General features: G+C 42.3%; 12 protein-coding genes, 1 tRNA gene and 1 pseudogene. 6 read left to right on the top strand and 8 right to left on the bottom strand.

Annotated features, from left to right (window positions below; all coding sequences use genetic code 11):
* Positions 1-3: 3 nt before the first annotated feature.
* Complete coding sequence (locus D2908_RS06730) at positions 4-1422, bottom strand: NCS2 family permease (RefSeq protein WP_117305848.1); 1419 nt, start codon at positions 1420-1422, stop codon at positions 4-6.
* A gap of 189 nt (positions 1423-1611) precedes the next feature.
* Between D2908_RS06730 and D2908_RS06735 the strand changes: the two genes are divergently transcribed.
* From D2908_RS06735 to D2908_RS06755, 5 genes are all read left to right on the top strand, one after another.
* Positions 1612-2424, top strand: a complete 813-nt coding sequence (locus D2908_RS06735) for a Cof-type HAD-IIB family hydrolase (RefSeq protein WP_117305850.1) — start codon at positions 1612-1614, stop codon at positions 2422-2424.
* Positions 2425-2648: 224 nt separating this feature from the next.
* Entirely contained in the window at positions 2649-3668 is a 1020-nt protein-coding gene (adhP, locus tag D2908_RS06740) for an alcohol dehydrogenase AdhP (protein WP_117305852.1), read from the top strand.
* Positions 3669-3902: 234 nt separating this feature from the next.
* Positions 3903-4892 (top strand): PTS sugar transporter subunit IIB, encoded by a 990-nt coding sequence (locus tag D2908_RS06745; RefSeq protein ID WP_049496144.1) that lies wholly within the window; start codon positions 3903-3905, stop codon positions 4890-4892.
* Positions 4893-4917: 25 nt separating this feature from the next.
* Positions 4918-5721 (top strand): PTS mannose/fructose/sorbose transporter subunit IIC, encoded by an 804-nt coding sequence (locus tag D2908_RS06750; RefSeq protein ID WP_117305854.1) that lies wholly within the window; start codon positions 4918-4920, stop codon positions 5719-5721.
* A gap of 23 nt (positions 5722-5744) precedes the next feature.
* Positions 5745-6656 (top strand): PTS system mannose/fructose/sorbose family transporter subunit IID, encoded by a 912-nt coding sequence (locus tag D2908_RS06755; protein WP_033676082.1) that lies wholly within the window; start codon positions 5745-5747, stop codon positions 6654-6656.
* Between the two features lie 417 nt (positions 6657-7073).
* On the opposite strand, the gene pepC is transcribed toward D2908_RS06755, so the two are convergent.
* From pepC to D2908_RS06790, 6 genes are all read right to left on the bottom strand, one after another.
* Positions 7074-8408, bottom strand: coding sequence for an aminopeptidase C (gene pepC / locus D2908_RS06765; protein ID WP_117305857.1), 1335 nt, complete (start codon positions 8406-8408; stop codon positions 7074-7076).
* Between the two features lie 106 nt (positions 8409-8514).
* On the bottom strand, positions 8515-9237 hold the full coding sequence (locus D2908_RS06770) for a pseudouridine synthase (protein ID WP_117305859.1): 723 nt from the start codon (positions 9235-9237) through the stop codon (positions 8515-8517).
* Between the two features lie 495 nt (positions 9238-9732).
* On the bottom strand, positions 9733-9963 hold the full coding sequence (locus tag D2908_RS06775; protein ID WP_117305861.1) for a GlsB/YeaQ/YmgE family stress response membrane protein: 231 nt from the start codon (positions 9961-9963) through the stop codon (positions 9733-9735).
* A gap of 9 nt (positions 9964-9972) precedes the next feature.
* Entirely contained in the window at positions 9973-11214 is a 1242-nt protein-coding gene (locus D2908_RS06780) for an aminopeptidase (protein WP_117305863.1), read from the bottom strand.
* 20 nt (positions 11215-11234) lie between these two features.
* Positions 11235-11387, bottom strand: coding sequence for a hypothetical protein (locus D2908_RS06785; protein ID WP_117305865.1), 153 nt, complete (start codon positions 11385-11387; stop codon positions 11235-11237).
* Positions 11388-11406: 19 nt separating this feature from the next.
* Positions 11407-15798, bottom strand: coding sequence for a PolC-type DNA polymerase III (locus tag D2908_RS06790; protein ID WP_117305867.1), 4392 nt, complete (start codon positions 15796-15798; stop codon positions 11407-11409).
* A 216-nt stretch (positions 15799-16014) separates the two neighbouring features.
* On the opposite strand from D2908_RS06790, the pseudogene D2908_RS06795 reads away from it, so the two are divergent.
* Positions 16015-17338, top strand: a pseudogene (locus D2908_RS06795) (ISL3 family transposase).
* A gap of 43 nt (positions 17339-17381) precedes the next feature.
* On the opposite strand, the gene D2908_RS06800 reads toward D2908_RS06795, so the two are convergent.
* Positions 17382-17455, bottom strand: a tRNA-Pro gene (locus tag D2908_RS06800).
* Positions 17456-17528: the final 73 nt, after the last annotated feature.

Consider the following 17528-nt stretch of genomic DNA (forward strand, 5'->3'; position numbering starts at 1 on the left):
CTATTATAAGGCCATGCTGATGTAGTTAAGGATAAATAAGGCATCCAAAATCCAAATCATGACATGAACATCTTTAGCTTGACCTTTGACAAGCTTAGTCAAGGTGTAGGTCAAGAAACCAACTGCAATCCCTTGAGTGATAGAGTAGCTGAATCCCATAAAGATAGATGTGAAGAAGGCAGGAACCGCTTCAGCCATATCATCCCAATGGATATTTTTCAAGCTAGATAACATCATAATTCCGACGATGATCAAGATTGGAGCTGTAGCAGCTGTTGGTACGATAGCTAGAAGTGGGCTAAAGATGCTTGAGATTGCAAAACAGATTGCCACAACCAAGGCTGTCAAACCTGTACGTCCACCTGCACCAATGCCAGCAGCAGACTCAACATAAGTCGTTACGTTTGAAGTACCTGCGATGGCACCAATTGAAGTCCCAATCAAGTCTGAATAAAGAGCCTTGTCCAACTTATCTGATTGATGATTTTCACCATTTGTCGCTACGATACCAACTTTTTCACCCGTACCAATCAAGGTACCAATTGTATCAAAAATATCTGTCAACGAGAAGGCAAGAATAGCCATAAGCGTTTCAGGCAAGCGAGCTGTATCTGAAATCAAAGCTCCCAAACCTTCTGAACCAAGAGCTGCACCAAAGATTGTCTTCAAATCTTCAAAGGCTGCACCAACATGGTTGTTAGCAAAATCAATACTAGACAAATCAACCAAACCAACTGCGATAGCAAGAACAGTTGTTGCCAAGATAGAGAGAATGATTCCCCCTTTAATCCCTTTGATAACAAAGAAGATAGTAATGGCAAGTCCTGCAAGAGCCACCAAAACAGCTGGATTATTAAAGCTGACCAATCCTGGAACTGCTGAAGAGTTTGCTGCAATCGTTGCTTGAGCTTTATCAGCCCCTTCTCCGACAACAGTATAGTTGCCTGGATCAATCGTAAATTTCAAAAGTCCAGCATTCTTAATTCCAACGTAGGCAAGGAAAACACCGATACCAGCTGAAATAGCTGAGCGAAGGGCATTTGGAATCGATTCAATGATCATTTTACGAACATTTGTCAAGGTAATAACCAATGAGATAAGTCCACAAATGAAGACCATAGCTAGAGCTTCTTGCCAAGAATAACCAAGTCCAAATACGACTGTGAAAGTAAAGAAGGCATTCAGTCCCATACCTGGTGCTTGGGCATAAGGTAAGTTAGCGTAGAAGGCCATCATCAAGGTACCAGCTACTGCACCGATAATCGTTGCGAGAAACACACCCTGAGCAGGCATTCCTGTTTGCGAAAGAATTTGTGGATTTACAAAGAGAATATAGCTCATTGCAAAGAAAGTTGTTAAACCAGCGAGAACCTCCGTACGAACGTCTGTACCGTTCTCTTTTAGTTTAAATAATTTGTCCATTATTAATCTCCTTTTAATTTTTACGAACAATATTTTTATTATATCATTTATCATTCACTTTTTCAATATGTTTGTTTGATTTATTTAAGAAATTGATGCAATTTCATTTTTTGTTTAGAATCTGCTTTTCTGCCTGCTTTTTGTTATAATAGAAGGCATCTTATCTGGAAAGACACTAGAAAGGTTCATATGACGAAAAAAATTATTGCAGTTGACCTAGATGGCACCCTGCTCAACTCAGATAGTCAGATTTCTGACTTTACCAAAGAAACCATTAAAAAAGTTGCTGAAAAAGGGCATCAGGTTATTATTACGACAGGTCGCCCTTACCGCATGTCGAAAGATTTCTACCGCCAACTAGGCTTAGACACTCCTATGATTAATTTCAACGGCTCTCTCACTCATTTGCCAGACCAAGTTTGGGGCTTTGAAAAGTGTTTGACGGTAGATAAAAAATATCTGCTAGATATGGTTCAACGTTCAGAAGATATTCAAGCCGATTTTATCGCTGGAGAATATCGTAAAAAATTCTACATCACAAATCTCAATGAAGAAATTGCCAATCCTAAACTATTTGGTGTAGAAGCTTTCCAGCCTGAAGATCAATTTCAGTCTGAGTTGGTAACCAAGGACCCTAACTGTATCCTGTTTCAGACCAGAGCCAGTGACAAGTATGCCCTGGCAAAAGAAATGAATGCCTTCTACCAGCATCAACTTTCTATTAATACCTGGGGAGGTCCGCTCAATATCCTTGAGTGTACTCCAAAAGGAGTCAATAAAGCCTTTGCTTTGGACTACTTGCTCAAGGTAATGAACCGCGACAAAAAGGATTTGATTGCCTTTGGAGACGAACACAATGACACCGAAATGCTAGCTTTTGCTGGAAAGGGCTATGCCATGAAAAATGCCAATCCAGAGCTACTCCCTTATGCAGATAAGCAAATCGCCCTGACTAATGACCAAGATGGGGTTGCCAAAACCCTGCAAAATTTATTCTTATAGTTCATTCTGACCAGCTTGTAAGCTGGTCTTTGTGCTCTTTTCACAGTCTCATCAACCAGTTAATCGATTGTTCTACTTTTTGCCTCCAAAACCTTGGAAAAGGCTTTCTTTTGTGATATAATTCACATATAAATACAAGAGAGCTCGTCACACTCGACTCTGTTGACACAAAATCAATCCAGTCCTGTTGTCCCTGTTCTCGGCCAATATCAAGGAGGATAGCTATGAAAGCTGTTGTTGTAAATCCAGAAAGCACTGGTGTTGCTATTGAAGAAAAAGTACTCCGTCCACTTGAAACTGGGGAAGCACTTGTAGAAATTGAATACTGTGGTGTTTGCCACACTGACCTCCACGTTGCTCATGGTGACTTTGGTCAAGTACCAGGACGTGTTTTAGGACATGAAGGTGTTGGTATCGTCAAAGAAATTGCCCCTGATGTTAAGAGCCTTAAAGTCGGCGACCGCGTCAGCGTTGCTTGGTTCTTTGAAGGATGTGGCACTTGTGAATACTGTACAACTGGCCGTGAAACCCTTTGCCGTAGAGTGAAAAATGCTGGCTACTCAGTAGATGGTGGTATGGCTGAACAATGTATTGTAACTGCAGACTATGCTGTTAAAGTTCCTGATGGACTTGATCCAGCCCAAGCTTCTTCTATCACATGTGCTGGTGTAACTACCTATAAAGCTATTAAAGAAGCAAAAGTTGAACCAGGCCAATGGGTTGTCCTTTATGGTGCTGGTGGGCTTGGTAACCTCGCAGTTCAATATGCTAAAAAAGTATTCAATGCTCATGTTATCGCAGTTGATATCAACAATGACAAACTGGCCCTTGCAAAAGAAGTAGGCGCTGACATTGTGATTAACGGCCTCGAAGTCGAAGATGTGCCAGGACTCATCAAGGAAAAAACTGATGGAGGTGCTCATTCAGCTGTCGTAACAGCTGTTTCAAAAGTTGCCTTCAACCAGGCTGTTGACTCAGTTCGTGCAGGTGGTCGTGTAGTCGCTGTCGGTCTTCCTTCTGAAATGATGGAACTCAGCATCGTCAAAACCGTTCTAGATGGAATCCAAGTCATCGGTTCTCTTGTTGGAACTCGTAAAGACTTGGAAGAAGCCTTCCAATTCGGTGCAGAAGGTTTGGTAGTTCCAGTTGTCCAAAAACGTCCAGTAGAAGATGCCGTAGCAATTTTCGACGAAATGGAAAAAGGTCAAATCCAAGGACGTATGGTACTCGACTTCACCCACTAATCTAATAGAAACCTATTTTAAAAGTTGGAAGAAACTTCCAACTTTTTTATATTAAATTTTTAAATATGGCTTCAAGATTATCTCTCAAAAAACCGAATATGTCAACGCTTACAAAGAAAAGCTTTTTCTTTTTTTATGTTAAATAGTTGCTTTTTACATGAAAACGGTTTATACTTATTTAGTCTTAAAGTTTTCTTAAATGAAAACTAAAACAAAAAAGGAGGAATGACAATAATGAGTATCGGAATCATTATTGCGAGCCACGGCGAATTTGCTGCGGGTATTCATCAGTCAGGATCTATGATCTTTGGTGAACAAGAAAAGGTTCAAGTTGTAACCTTTATGCCAAATGAAGGTCCTGATGATCTATACGCTAAGTTTAATAACGCTGTTGCTGCATTTGACGCAGAAGATGAGGTTCTAGTTTTGGCTGACCTTTGGAGTGGATCTCCATTCAACCAAGCTAGCCGCGTGATGGGAGAAAATCCTGAGCGTAAGTTTGCCATCATCACAGGACTTAATTTACCGATGTTAATTCAAGCCTACACAGAGCGCCTCATGGACGCTGCTGCAGGTGTAGAAAAAGTTGCTGCGAATATTATTAAAGAAGCCAAAGATGGCATCAAAGCTCTTCCAGAAGAGCTAAATCCAGTTGAGGAAGTAGCAAGTGCTACAGCTGCTCCAGTTGCCCAAGCTGCTATCCCAGAAGGAACTGTTATCGGAGACGGTAAATTGAAAATCAATCTTGCCCGTCTTGACACACGTCTCCTTCACGGTCAAGTTGCAACTGCTTGGACTCCAGACTCAAAAGCAGATCGTATCATCGTTGCTTCAGATAGCGTAGCCAAAGACGATCTTCGTAAAGAATTGATTAAACAAGCGGCTCCAGGTAAAGTGAAAGCAAACGTTGTTCCTATCCAAAAACTAATTGAGGTTGCTAAAGATCCTCGTTTTGGTCAAACACATGCCCTTATCTTGTTTGAAACACCACAAGATGCCCTTCGTGCCATCGAAGGAGGCGTGCCAATCAAGACTCTAAACGTAGGGTCAATGGCTCACTCAACTGGTAAAACAATGGTCAACAACGTATTGTCTATGGACAAAGACGACGTTGCTACATTTGAAAAAATGCGTGACCTCGGTGTTGAATTTGACGTACGTAAAGTACCAAACGACACCAAAAAAGATTTGTTTGACTTGATTAAAAAAGCAAACGTGCAATAATCTATTTTATGAAAGGATTTTAAAGATGTCTATTATTTCTATGGTCTTAGTAGTCGCTGTAGCCTTCCTAGCAGGTCTTGAAGGTATCCTCGACCAATTCCAATTCCATCAACCAATCGTAGCTTGTACCCTTATCGGACTTGTTACTGGTAACCTTGAAGCAGGGATTATCCTTGGTGGTTCTCTTCAAATGATCGCCCTTGGTTGGGCTAACATCGGAGCTGCCGTAGCTCCTGACGCTGCTCTTGCTTCTGTTGCTGCTGCCATTATCATGGTTCTTGGTGGCGACTTTACGAAGACAGGTATCGGTGTTGCTCAAGCGGTAGCTATCCCTCTTGCAGTCGCTGGTCTATTCTTGACCATGATTGTCCGTACACTCTCTGTCGGATTGGTTCACACTGCTGATGCTGCTGCTAAAAAAGGTGACTTCAAAGCAGTTGAACGTGCTCACTTTGTCGCACTTCTTCTTCAAGGTCTTCGTATTGCAGTCCCTGCAGCACTCCTTCTAATGGTACCAACTGAAACCGTACAAAGTATTCTAAATGCTATGCCAGATTGGCTCAAAGATGGTATGGCTATCGGTGGTGGTATGGTTGTTGCCGTTGGTTACGCCATGGTTATCAACATGATGGCAACTCGTGAAGTATGGCCATTCTTCGCTCTTGGTTTCGTGCTTGCTGCCGTGTCAGATATTACTCTAATCGGATTTGGTGCCATCGGTGTTGCTATCGCTCTTATCTACCTTCACCTTTCTAAAACTGGTGGAAATGGTGGCGGAGGAGCCGCAACTTCTAACGACCCAATCGGCGATATCCTAGAAGACTACTAAGATAAGAAAGGACTGAAAACATCATGACTGAAAAACTTCAATTAACTAAATCAGATCGTAAAAAAGTTTGGTGGCGTTCAACTTTCTTACAAGGTTCTTGGAACTATGAACGTATGCAAAACTTGGGTTGGGCTTACTCATTAATTCCAGCTCTTAAAAAACTTTACACTAAAAAAGAAGATCAAATCGCTGCTCTTGAACGCCATCTTGAGTTCTTCAACACTCACCCATACGTAGCCGCTCCAATCATGGGGGTTACTCTTGCACTTGAAGAAGAACGTGCTAACGGTGTTGAAATCGATGATGCTGCTATCCAAGGGGTTAAAATCGGTATGATGGGACCTCTTGCTGGTATCGGTGACCCAGTATTCTGGTTTACAGTACGCCCAATCCTTGGATCACTCGGTGCTTCACTTGCCCTTACTGGTAATATCTTAGGTCCAATCCTCTTCTTCGTTCTTTGGAACTTGATTCGTATGTCATTCTTGTGGTATACACAAGAGATTGGATACAAGGCTGGATCAGAAATCACTAAAGATATGTCTGGCGGTATCCTTCAAGATATCACTAAAGGAGCTTCTATCCTTGGTATGTTCATTCTTGCTGTCCTTGTTCAACGTTGGGTAAATATTAAATTTGCTTTCGATGTTGCCAAAGTTCAACTAGATGAAAAAGCTTATATCCATTGGGATAAATTGCCAGAAGGATCTAAAGGTATCCAAGAAGCATTCGCACAAGTAGGACAAGGATTGTCTCAAACACCTGAAAAAGTTACTACTTTCCAACAAAACTTGGATATGTTGATTCCTGGACTATCAGGACTACTCCTTACTTTCCTTTGCATGTACTTGCTTAAGAAAAAAGTATCTCCAATCACTATTATCCTTGCACTCTTCGCAGTGGGTATTGTGGCACATGTTCTTCACATCATGTAATCAAGCAACTTAAAAGGAACCAGGTTCTAAACCTGATTCCTTTTTTTTATGATTTTATACTGAGCAAACTAGGAAGCTAGCCGCAGGTTGCTCAAAGCACTGCTTTGAGATTGTAGATAGAATTGACGAAGTCAGCTAAAAACACTGTTTTGAGGGTGCAGATAGAACTGACAAAGTCAGCTCAAAACACTGTTTTGAGGTTGTAGATAGAACTGACAAAGTCAGCTCAAAACACTGTTTTGAGGTTGTAGATAGAACTGACGAAGTCAGCTAAAAGCACTGCTTTGAGGTTGTGGATAGAACTGACGAAGTCAGCTAAAAGCACTGCTTTGAGGTTGTGGATAGAACTGACGAAGTCAGTAACCATACTTACGGCAAGGCGAAGCTGACGTGGTTTGAAGAGATTTTCGAAGAGTATTATTCAGCCAAGGCTCCCATTGGATCCCATGGTGCGAGCACGATTGGTTCTGCTTCATAAGCAGCTTGTTCTTCTGCTGTCAGCAATTCTTTGCGAACAACGATTTGGTAGGTGTATTCGTCCATCCAAGCATCTGAGGCAACAAAGTAACCATCTGTACCAACCTTGTCGCCCCATGAGTTTTCAACCTTCCACTTGATTGATTTGCCATTTTCGTCCAAGTCCACACCTGTCAAGACCATGGCGTGGGTCATCAAGCTTTCGCTGTAGTCCAAACGTCCAGCCTTGTCTTGAGTCAGTTGAATATCCATGCTTGATTCAAAATCATAGACATTTGTCGCAAGAATCCCTGCTTTACGGTTGCTGAGTTGGCCGACATCTGAACCAAACCAAACAGTTTCTCCTGTTTGCATTTGAGCAATCGCCAATTCTTTCAAGCGTTCCATGGGTACGTTAATGTAGCGAACTTCACGGCTACCAACAACATTTCCCAACATCTCAACTGTATAAGATTTACCGTAAGGTTTATCGGCAGTTGGAGCATTGATCACAGAAACGTAGTCTTCTAATGGAAGGTCGACATATTTCTTGTAAAACTCTTGTGGAGTGATGCCTTTTTCACTTTGGTAATTGTTATCCTTGTCACGATAAGCAAAGTCAAATTTACGTGGTGGGAGACCTAGTGACATAGCAAGGAAATTAAAGATTTCTTGCAAGAGGTCTTCTTTCTTAGCTTGAACAGTCGCTTGGTCTGCGCCAGAAGCCAAGAGGTCACGCAAGATTTGAGCATCTTGACGAAGCAATTTGTTAAGGATGGCATTAAGCTCACGGCTATTGCTAGATGAAACAGACTCTGGATAAACAGACTTAGGAACGACACCGTATTTCTCAAAGAGAGAAACGACCATATCCCACTGACCACCATCTTGTTGTGGAGTTTGGAGTAGGAAGCTAACCTTGCGGCTTGTCAATTCTTGGTCAGCAGTCGCAATCACTTGCTCCAAGAACCAGTTAGATTTTTCATACTTGTCCCAGAAGAAGGTGTGGGCTTGTGACAATTCAAAGTTTTCAAGTTTGTATTGAGAGATGAGTTTGTGGCGGAAAGTGTTGAGAGCAGCAAACATCCAGCAACGACCAGAAGCCTTCTGGTTAGTGACCTTGTCCTTAGTCAAATCCAATGAGAAAACTGGTGTGTTGTCTACATGACTTTGACGACGCTCGAGAGTGGCAAAAATTCCATTGTGACTAGCAGCATTTTCAATCGCTTGGTATTTAACATTTGCTTCATAGTTGGCAAATAATTTATCTGTAAATGATTCTTGAATCGCGTTCATAGATTCCTCCTTTTATTCTACAGTCTATTATAACTCTTTTCACAAAGGAAGCAACCAAAAATCGAAAAAGGCAGGAATATTTCCCTACCTTTTCCTATTATCCAGTTTAGTGAACGCTCTCAAGCAAGCCTTCTAGTTCTTCCTTGCTTAAGCGACGCCATTCTCCACGTTTCAAATCCTCGTCCAAGATCAAAGTTCCCATAGTCAATCGTTGCAAGTTCACCACTTCCTTACCACAGTAGGCTACCATGCGTTTAACCTGGTGGAATTTCCCTTCTGCAATGGTCACACGAACCAGACTTTGATTCTTTTCTGTATCAACAGACACAAGCTCCAGCTTGGCAGGCTGACAGGTAAAGTCTTTCAGCGGAATCCCCTGAGAAAATTTCTCTACATCCTCTTGGGTCATAATTCCTTTGACCTGGGCCAGATAAGTCTTATCCACATGACGCTTAGGTGAAAGAAGAGCATGGGCCAGCTGACCATCATTGGTCAAGAGTAGAAGACCATGTGTATCAATATCCAAGCGTCCTACTGGGAAAACTTCCTTGCTCCGAGCAATATCATCCAACAAGTCCAGAACGGTTCTGTGTTTGGGATCCTCAGTCGCTGAAATAACCCCTTGGGGCTTGTTCATCATGTAGTAGACAAACTCTTCATACTCCAACACTTGCCCATCAAAGCGAATCTCATCTATTTTTTCATCAATCTGCAATTTAGCTGATTTTTCTTTTTTACCATTTACAGTCACGCGCCCAGCCTTGAGCAAGTTTTTGACCTCAGTCCGACTCCCGACAGCACAGGCAACCAAAAATTTATCTAATCTCATAGAACTATTATATCATACTCAAAAGGAGGCTGTCTCAATGACCAACCTCCTTTTCGTTTCATACTCTTCAAAAATCTCTTCAAACCGCGTCAACGTCGCCTTGCCGTAGATATATGTTACTGACTTTGTCAGTTCTATCTGCAACCTCAAAACAATGTTTTGAGCTGACTTCGTCAGTCTTATCTACAACCTCAAAGCAGTGCTTTTAGCTGACTTCGTCAGTCTTATCTACAACCTCAAAGCAGTGCTTTTAGCTGACTTCGTCAGTTCTATCTGCAACCTCAAAACAATGTTTTGAGCTGACTTCGTCAGTCTTATCTACAACCTCAAAGCAGTGCTTTTAGCTGACTTCGTCAGTTCTATCTGCAACCTCAAAACAGTGTTTTGAGCTGACTTTGTCAGTTCTATCTGCACCCTCAAAGCACTGCTTTGAGCAACCTGCGACTAGTTTTCTAGTTTGCTCTTTGATTTTTATTGAGTATCAGATTTAAGAGATTAACTTCCTCGTCTCCAGAAAATCGCTAAGACAATCATGGAACCTAGTACTGCCGGAATAATGGCAGTTCCTGCTATTACCGGTCCCCAAGTCCCAAAAAGCAAATGGCCTATAAAGGCACCAATCCATCCGAGAAACATTTTTCCAAAACATCCCATTCGCTCTCCACGATTGGTCAGAGTACCTGCTAAAAATCCCACTAGGAGACCAACGAACATACTTCCTATCATATTATCTCCTTAATTTGCCCAATCTCCGTTACGGAAAAGTGGTACACGTGTCCCATCCTCACGGATACCATCGATATCCATTTGGTTAGAACCAATCATAAAGTCTACGTGAACATCTGAACGGTTAAGCCCCGCAGCTTCAAGCTCTTCTTCACTCATCTCCGCTCCACCAACTACGCTAGTTGCATAGGCTGCACCGATAGCCAAGTGATTTGACGCATTCTCATCGAAAAGGGTATTAAAGAAGGTAATGCCTGACTGAGAAATTGGGCTTGGATCTGGTACCAAGGCACATTCACCTAAGGCACGCGCACCCGCATTTTCAAAGACAAGGTCTTTCATCACCTGATCACCCTTCTCAGCAGTGATATCTACGATTTGTCCATCTTTAAAGGTCACCTTAATGCCTTCAATGATGTTTCCATTATAGCTAAGCGGTTTTGTAGAAGTGACATAACCATCTGCACGATGGAAGTCAGGCGCTGTGAAGACTTCTTCTGTCGGCATATTTGGCAAGAATCCTTCGCCCTGTGCATTGATAGCCCCAGCGGATTCCCAAACATGGTTCTTCGGCAAACCAAGGGTCAAATCTGTCCCTGGAGCTGTGTAGTGAAGGGCTGAGAATTGTTCTTTATTAAGCATATCTGCCTTGCTCTTGAGGATAGCTGCATGCTCTTCCCAAGCCTTAACAGGATCTTCTTCGTAGACACGGCAAGTCTTGAAGATTTGATCCCAAAGGAGGTCCACTGCTTCTTCGTCGCTCGCAGCATTTGGAAAGACTTTCTTAGCCCACTCAAGTCCAGCAGCGGCTGCTACAGTCCAGCTAACCTTGTTGGATTGCGTTGCGATGCGCATTGGCTTCATGGCAAGTCCCATAGCTTTGGCAGAAGCTGATAGCTTGTCAGCATCTACTCCGTTCAAGGCACCTGGATCAGATGAGCGAACTCCAAGACGGCTAGCCTTGTTCTCCAAGAGATAGTTCATCTCAGCAATCTTGTATTCCGGTACATTGTCCAGACGCTCCATCGGCGCATGGAGGAATTTCTCACGGTTAATGACATCATCTGTCCACTGAACGATGACCTCATGCGCACCCAAGGCATAAGCTTCTTTGACGATTAAGTGAGCCAACTCACGTTGCTCCACATCGATAGAGAGGGCCAAAGTGTGGCCAGGCTGCACGTTAATTCCGTTCGCAACCAACAATTTCGCATATTTTTCTAGATTTTCTTTAAAATTTGGTAAAACCATGTTGTTTCTCTTTTCTATTTTTATTTTTCTTTCAAAGCAGAGAATAATCCTGCTAAAGCAATAGCGCCTGACAAGAATGCTGTTGATAGAAGAATTGTTTGATCAGCAAGTTCTAATTGATAGTCAAATACCTTCTCAGCCGGCTTATCTTCCGCGAAAATTCTTAGTTTCATCTATTTCCCTCCAAGACCCTTAAAACAAATCATCAAACAAACTCAACTGGTTATCCTCTGGCATATTGCCGAGAATTCCCATCTCATCCATCTTTTCAACCAAGGTTGATGAGAGTCCTCCACGCTTGCGCAATTCGGTTTTAGAGAGGAATTCTCCCTCTTGACGAGCGCGCACTAATTGCTTGGCAACGTTCTCTCCCAGACCATCCATAGCGACAAACGGCGGGATAAGGGTGTCTTCATCGATGATGAATTCAGTCGCATCACTACGGTATAGATCTAGCTTGCCAAATTTGAAACCACGTTCCCACATCTCATTGACGATTTCAAGTGTGGTATAAAGATCAATTTCTACGTTGGAAGCTTCATTGTTCTTCCGCTTTTCAGCAATTTCTTGCATCTTGCGTTTGATGGCATCCAAGCCCGCTCCCATGGTCTTGATATCAAAGGCCTTGGCACGGATGGAGAAGTAAGCACAGTAATAATAAATCGGATGGTGAACCTTGAAGTAGGCTACACGAAGGGCCATCATAACGTAGGCTGCTGCATGGGCTTTAGGGAACATGTACTTGATTTTTCCACAAGATTCGATATACCACTCAGGCACATTATTGGCCTTCATGGCCTCGATATAACCATTGCGCTCTTCTTCTGAGATTTTAAGCCACAGTCCCTTACGCACTCGCTCCATGATGGTAAAGGCCATCTTAGGATCTAAACCAGCGTGCATGAGGTAAACCATGATGTCATCCCGACATCCGATAACGGTTGATAGGTCTGCTATTCCTTGCTTAATCAGCTCTTGAGCATTGCCCAGCCAAACGTCGGTACCGTGGGACAACCCTGACAACTGAAGCAATTCTGCAAAAGTCGTCGGATGGGTTTCATCTACCATCCCACGTACAAAGTTAGTCCCAAACTCTGGGATTCCCAGCATGCCCGTTGGCGTCCCGATTTGCTCCGGCGTCACGCCAAGCACATTCGTCCCAGAAAAGAGGGCCATCACACCTTCGTCATCCATAGGGATTTCATTAGGGTCAATCCCAGACAAGTCCTGAAGTTTCCGAATCATGGTCGGATCATCATGTCCCAGTACATCGAGTTTGAGGACGTTCTCATCGATATCGTGGAAGTTAAAGTGGGTGGTCTGCCATTCAGCCGTCACATCATCTGCTGGATACTGGACAGGCGTAAAATCGTAGACATCCATGTAGTTAGGAATAACAACGATTCCCCCCGGGTGTTGGCCTGTCGTTCGTTTGACACCAGCAGCACCTTGAGCGAGGCGTTCTACCTCTGCATCACGATAAAACTTGCCATAATCTCGCTCGTAACCCTTTACAAAGCCATAAGCAGTCTTGGCAGCTACCGTACCAACCGTTCCCGCACGGAAGGCATATTCCTCACCAAAGATATCACGCACATCCAAGTGGGCACTAGGCTGATCTTCTCCCGAGAAGTTCAAGTCAATATCGGGAACCTTGTCTCCATCAAAACCAAGGAAAGTTTCAAACGGAATATCTTGCCCATTTTTGCTAAGTTTGTGACCACATTTTGGACAGTCCTTATTAGGCATATCAAATCCTGAACCGTACGAACCATCGGTGATAAACTCGCTGTACTGACACTGACCGCAAACATAGTGAGGAGAGAGAGGATTGACCTCCGTAATCCCAATCATGGTCGCAACAAAACTAGATCCGACAGATCCACGAGAACCAACCAAGTAACCCCGTTCATTGGAACGTTGCACCAGCATCTGCGATGCTAGATAAATCACAGCAAATCCATTCCCCAGTATGGATGTTAATTCCTTTTCAATCCGCAAATCAACAATATCTGGCAGCGGATTTCCATAAATCTCAAAAGCTTTCTTATAGGTCAACTCAGCAACAGTTTCTTCAGCCTTATCAATGAAAGGCGTGTACAAGTCACCCTTAACCACCTCAACGGGTTCAAAGTTTTCTGCCAGGGCATTAGGATTTTCAATGACCAGTTTACGAGCCAGTTCCTCACCCAAGAAGGCAAATTCATCCAACATCTCATTGGTTGTTCGAAAATGAGTCTTAGGTAGCGGAGCTGGTTGAGCATGCTCACCGTGACCAATGGTACGGTTAATTATCGCTCCCTGTCCCAAACTACGGACAATAATTTCACGGTAAATCTCTTCTTCTGGTTCAATATAGTGGACATTCCCCGTGGCTAGAACGGGCTTACCAAGACGGTCCCCAACCTCTATCAAACTCTTGATAATAGTATGGAGTTCCTCCATATCCTTGATCTGCTCCTTGGCAATCAAGGGAGCATAGATAGCTGGAGGCATAACCTCGATAAAGTCATAATACTTGGCCACTTCAACTGCCGCATCCACACCTTGAGAAACGACGGCATCAAAAACTTCACCTTCTGCACAGGCTGATCCTAAAATCAAACCTTCCCGATGGGCATCTAGAACCGTTCTTGGAATCCGTGGCACTCCTTCAAAGTACTTGGTATTAGACAAGGAAACCAGTTTAAAGATATTCTTCAGCCCTACTTGATTCTTGACATAGATGGTCGCATGCTTGATGCGAGCTTTTTTATAAGAATCTGGACTAATCAAATCAATATTGAGTCTAGCTAAATCAGTCACACCATGTTTTTCTGCTACCTCTTTGATAAAGATAAAAAGCAGGCGACCTGTAGCTTCCGCATCGTAGTTGGCCATGTGGTGATGTTCTAGAGCCACACCAAAGCGCTTGGTCAAAGGCCCCAAACCATGACGTTTATACTCAGGATAAAGGTTTCTAGCAAACTCCAGCGTATCAATAACCGGCTGACTAATCTTTGGCAGACCATGACGCTCATAATTGGCATTCATAAAGCCAACATCAAAGGTGGCATTATGGGCGACTAGGACCGTATCTTTACAAAATTCTTGGAATGCTTGCAAAACTTGTTTCAGTGGTTTGGCATTTTTGACATGGTCATCTGTAATTCCAGTCAACTCAGTAGTAAAAGCCGATAAGGGATGCCCAGGATTGATAAATTCATCAAATTCGGCAATGACATTCCCCTTGTACATCTTAGAGGCCGCAACCTGAATCAAGTCATTATAGATGGCTGATAGCCCCGTCGTTTCCACGTCAAAGACCACATAGGTTGCTTCGGACAAATCCATCCCCACTTCGTTATAGACGATAGGGACACGGTCCTCCACGATATTGGCTTCCATACCATAGATCAGCTGGATTCCCGCTTTCTTAGCCGCCTTATATCCGTGTGGGAAGGACTGGACATTTCCGTGGTCCGTGATGGCAACCGCCTTGTGTCCCCACTTAGCAGCTGTCGCAACGATTTCTTCTACCTCTGGTAGAGCATCCATGGTCGACATATTAGTATGAGCATGAAACTCAACCCGACGCTCACCTTCTGGCATCAAATCCTTACGCTCATAGTGAACAACTTCCTGCACATCCTGCACGTTCATAGTCAAATCACGTGTAAAGTTATTCATCTCCACATTCCCACGAACTCGGAGCCAAGAATTTTTCTTGATGAGGTCAAACTTCTGAGCCTCTTCCTCGTTCTTAACCCACTTTTGCATAGAAAAACTTGAAGTGTAGTCTGTCATTTTAAAGTTGATTAAAACACGCCCTGTTCTGGTCACTTTTTGCTCCACATCAAAAACAACCCCTTCAAAGACCAGACGATTTTCCTCCGTCGTGACTTCGATCATAGGAGTAATCTCCGCCTTGTCCAGCTTTGGTTTAGCTGCAGCTTTTTTGGCTTGAAAATCAAAGGTTGGTTTCTCTTCCGCTGGAGGAGGTGCCATCTGTTCCAGTTGTTTCATAGCACGGAGCGCTTCCTCATTTGCAGCTTGAACAATCTGCTCATTTTCAGCATGAAAAGCTTCTTCCTGCACCTGGGTCAGAACATCATTCTTCTCGACCTGACAGTTAAAAGTTGGAAAACCAAACTTTTCAAGTTGTTTAGCTAAATTAGGAAGATGATTCTTCTTAAAATGTTCCTTATCAATCGCCTCAGAACCTTCAATAAAGAGTTGATTTCCCTCAGCACGAACTTGCAAATTCTGATAAAGTGACTTAAAACCTTGACTAGCACATGGCCCTTCAGAAAAAGCCTCTTTATAATAGGCCTGCAAGAGTTGATTTGAAAATTCTTGAGACAGAGCCTTGATTTCGAAAACAGCTTTATTTCCTGTCTTAGAAAATTCCTCACTCAAACCTTTCTTTAATTCTAAAAAGATTTCAATTGGTAAAATATTAGAAAATACGAAATGAAACTCCCATACCTTACTAATTTTATGAACCACCACTCGCTCAATATCAGCCTGCGCTAAAGCAGGAGCCTGTCTCATCTCAGCAGGCATCCCCAGTTGATTCATCAAAATTTCAAAATTATTTGACATTCATTTTCCTCACATTATTCTCCTACTATTTTACCATATTTAGAAAAATATATAGATAGTATTTTTCCTTAAAAAATGCTACTTTTAACAAATGGCTCTATAATATTTGTAGTAGGTAAATCCTCTATGGATATTATGGAGCCTATTTTGTTGTAGAAAAAAAGTCCCATAAAATCTATAATGAAAAGTGACCAAACCATCATTAGAAAGAATCATATGGAACAAGTACATTTTATCACAAAACTACTCTATATTAAAGACTCAAATATCCAGATTCTAGACATCATCAATAAGGATACACACAAGGAAATCATAGCTAAATTGGACTATGATGCTCCATCTTGTCCTGATTGTGGAAATCAAATGAAGAAATATGACTTCCAAAAACCTTCTAAAATTCCTTACCTCGAAACAACTGGTATGTCTACTAGAATTCTTCTTAGAAAGCGCCGTTTTAAGTGCCATCAGTGCTCTAAAATGATGGTCGCTGAGACTTCTATCGTCAAGAAGAATCACCAAATCCCTCGTATCATCAACCAAAAAATTGCTCAAAAGCTAATTGAAAAGACTTCTATGACTGATATTGCTCATCAGCTGGCCATTTCAACTTCAACTGTCATTCGCAAGCTCAATGATTTTCACTGTAAGCATGATTTTTCTCGGCTTCCAAAGATTATGTCCTGGTATGTTGAAACAGTCAGGGGAGTGACTGTTTCAATCGGGAGATGAAGATGAGCTTCATTGCACAAGATTTTGATAATCTCAATATCATCACTGTTCTTGAAGGTAGAACACAAGCTATCATTCGAAATCACTTTCTTAAATATGATAGAGCCGTCCGATATCGAGTGAAGATCATTACGATGGGTATGTTTAGTCCCTACTATGACTTGGCTAAACAGCTTCGCTTTCAAATTTTTAGGCTCAGGCTAAAACAGTCCACTGGACTGTTTTACTCCAACATCTTAGCCGTGCTATGAGTCGTGTGCGTGTTCAAATTATGAATCAATTTGAACGAAAATCCCATGAATACAAGGCTATCAAGCGCTACTGGAAGCTCATTTAACAGGATAGTCGTAAATTCAGTGATAAGCGTTTTTATCGTCCTACTTTTCGTATGCACTTAACCAATAAAGAAATCCTAGACAAGATTTTGAGCTATTCAGAAGACTTAAAACACCACTATGATCTCTATCAGCTCTTGCTTTTTCACTTTTAGAACAAAGACCCTGAGAAATTTTTCGGACTCATTGAGGACAATCTGAAGCAGATTCAGCCTCTTTTCCAGACTGTCTTTAAAACCTTTCTAAAGAACAAAGAAAAAATCGTCAACGCTCTTCAATTACCTTATTCCAACGAAAAATTGGAAGCGACCAATAATCTCATCAAACTTATCAAACGAAACGCCTTTGGATTTCGGAACTTTGAAAACTTCAAAAAACGCACTTTTATCGCTCTGAACATCAAAAAAGAAAGGACGAAATTTGTCCTTTCTCTAGCTTATCTTTTCTTCAACCCACTACAGTTGACAAAGAAGTAATTCATTAAGAATAAAAAAATACCTTAAGTATCCAAATGTTTAATCGGGAAGACAGGATTCGAACCTGCGACACCTTGGTCCCAAACCAAGTACTCTACCAAGCTGAGCTACTTCCCGAGTTAAAAAGAAAAATGCACCCTAGAGGAGTCGAACCTCTAACCGCCTGATTCGTAGTCAGGTACTCTATCCA

The sequence above is a fragment of the Streptococcus sp. LQJ-218 genome (assembly GCF_003428885.1).
Classification (GTDB): Bacteria; Bacillota; Bacilli; order Lactobacillales; family Streptococcaceae; genus Streptococcus.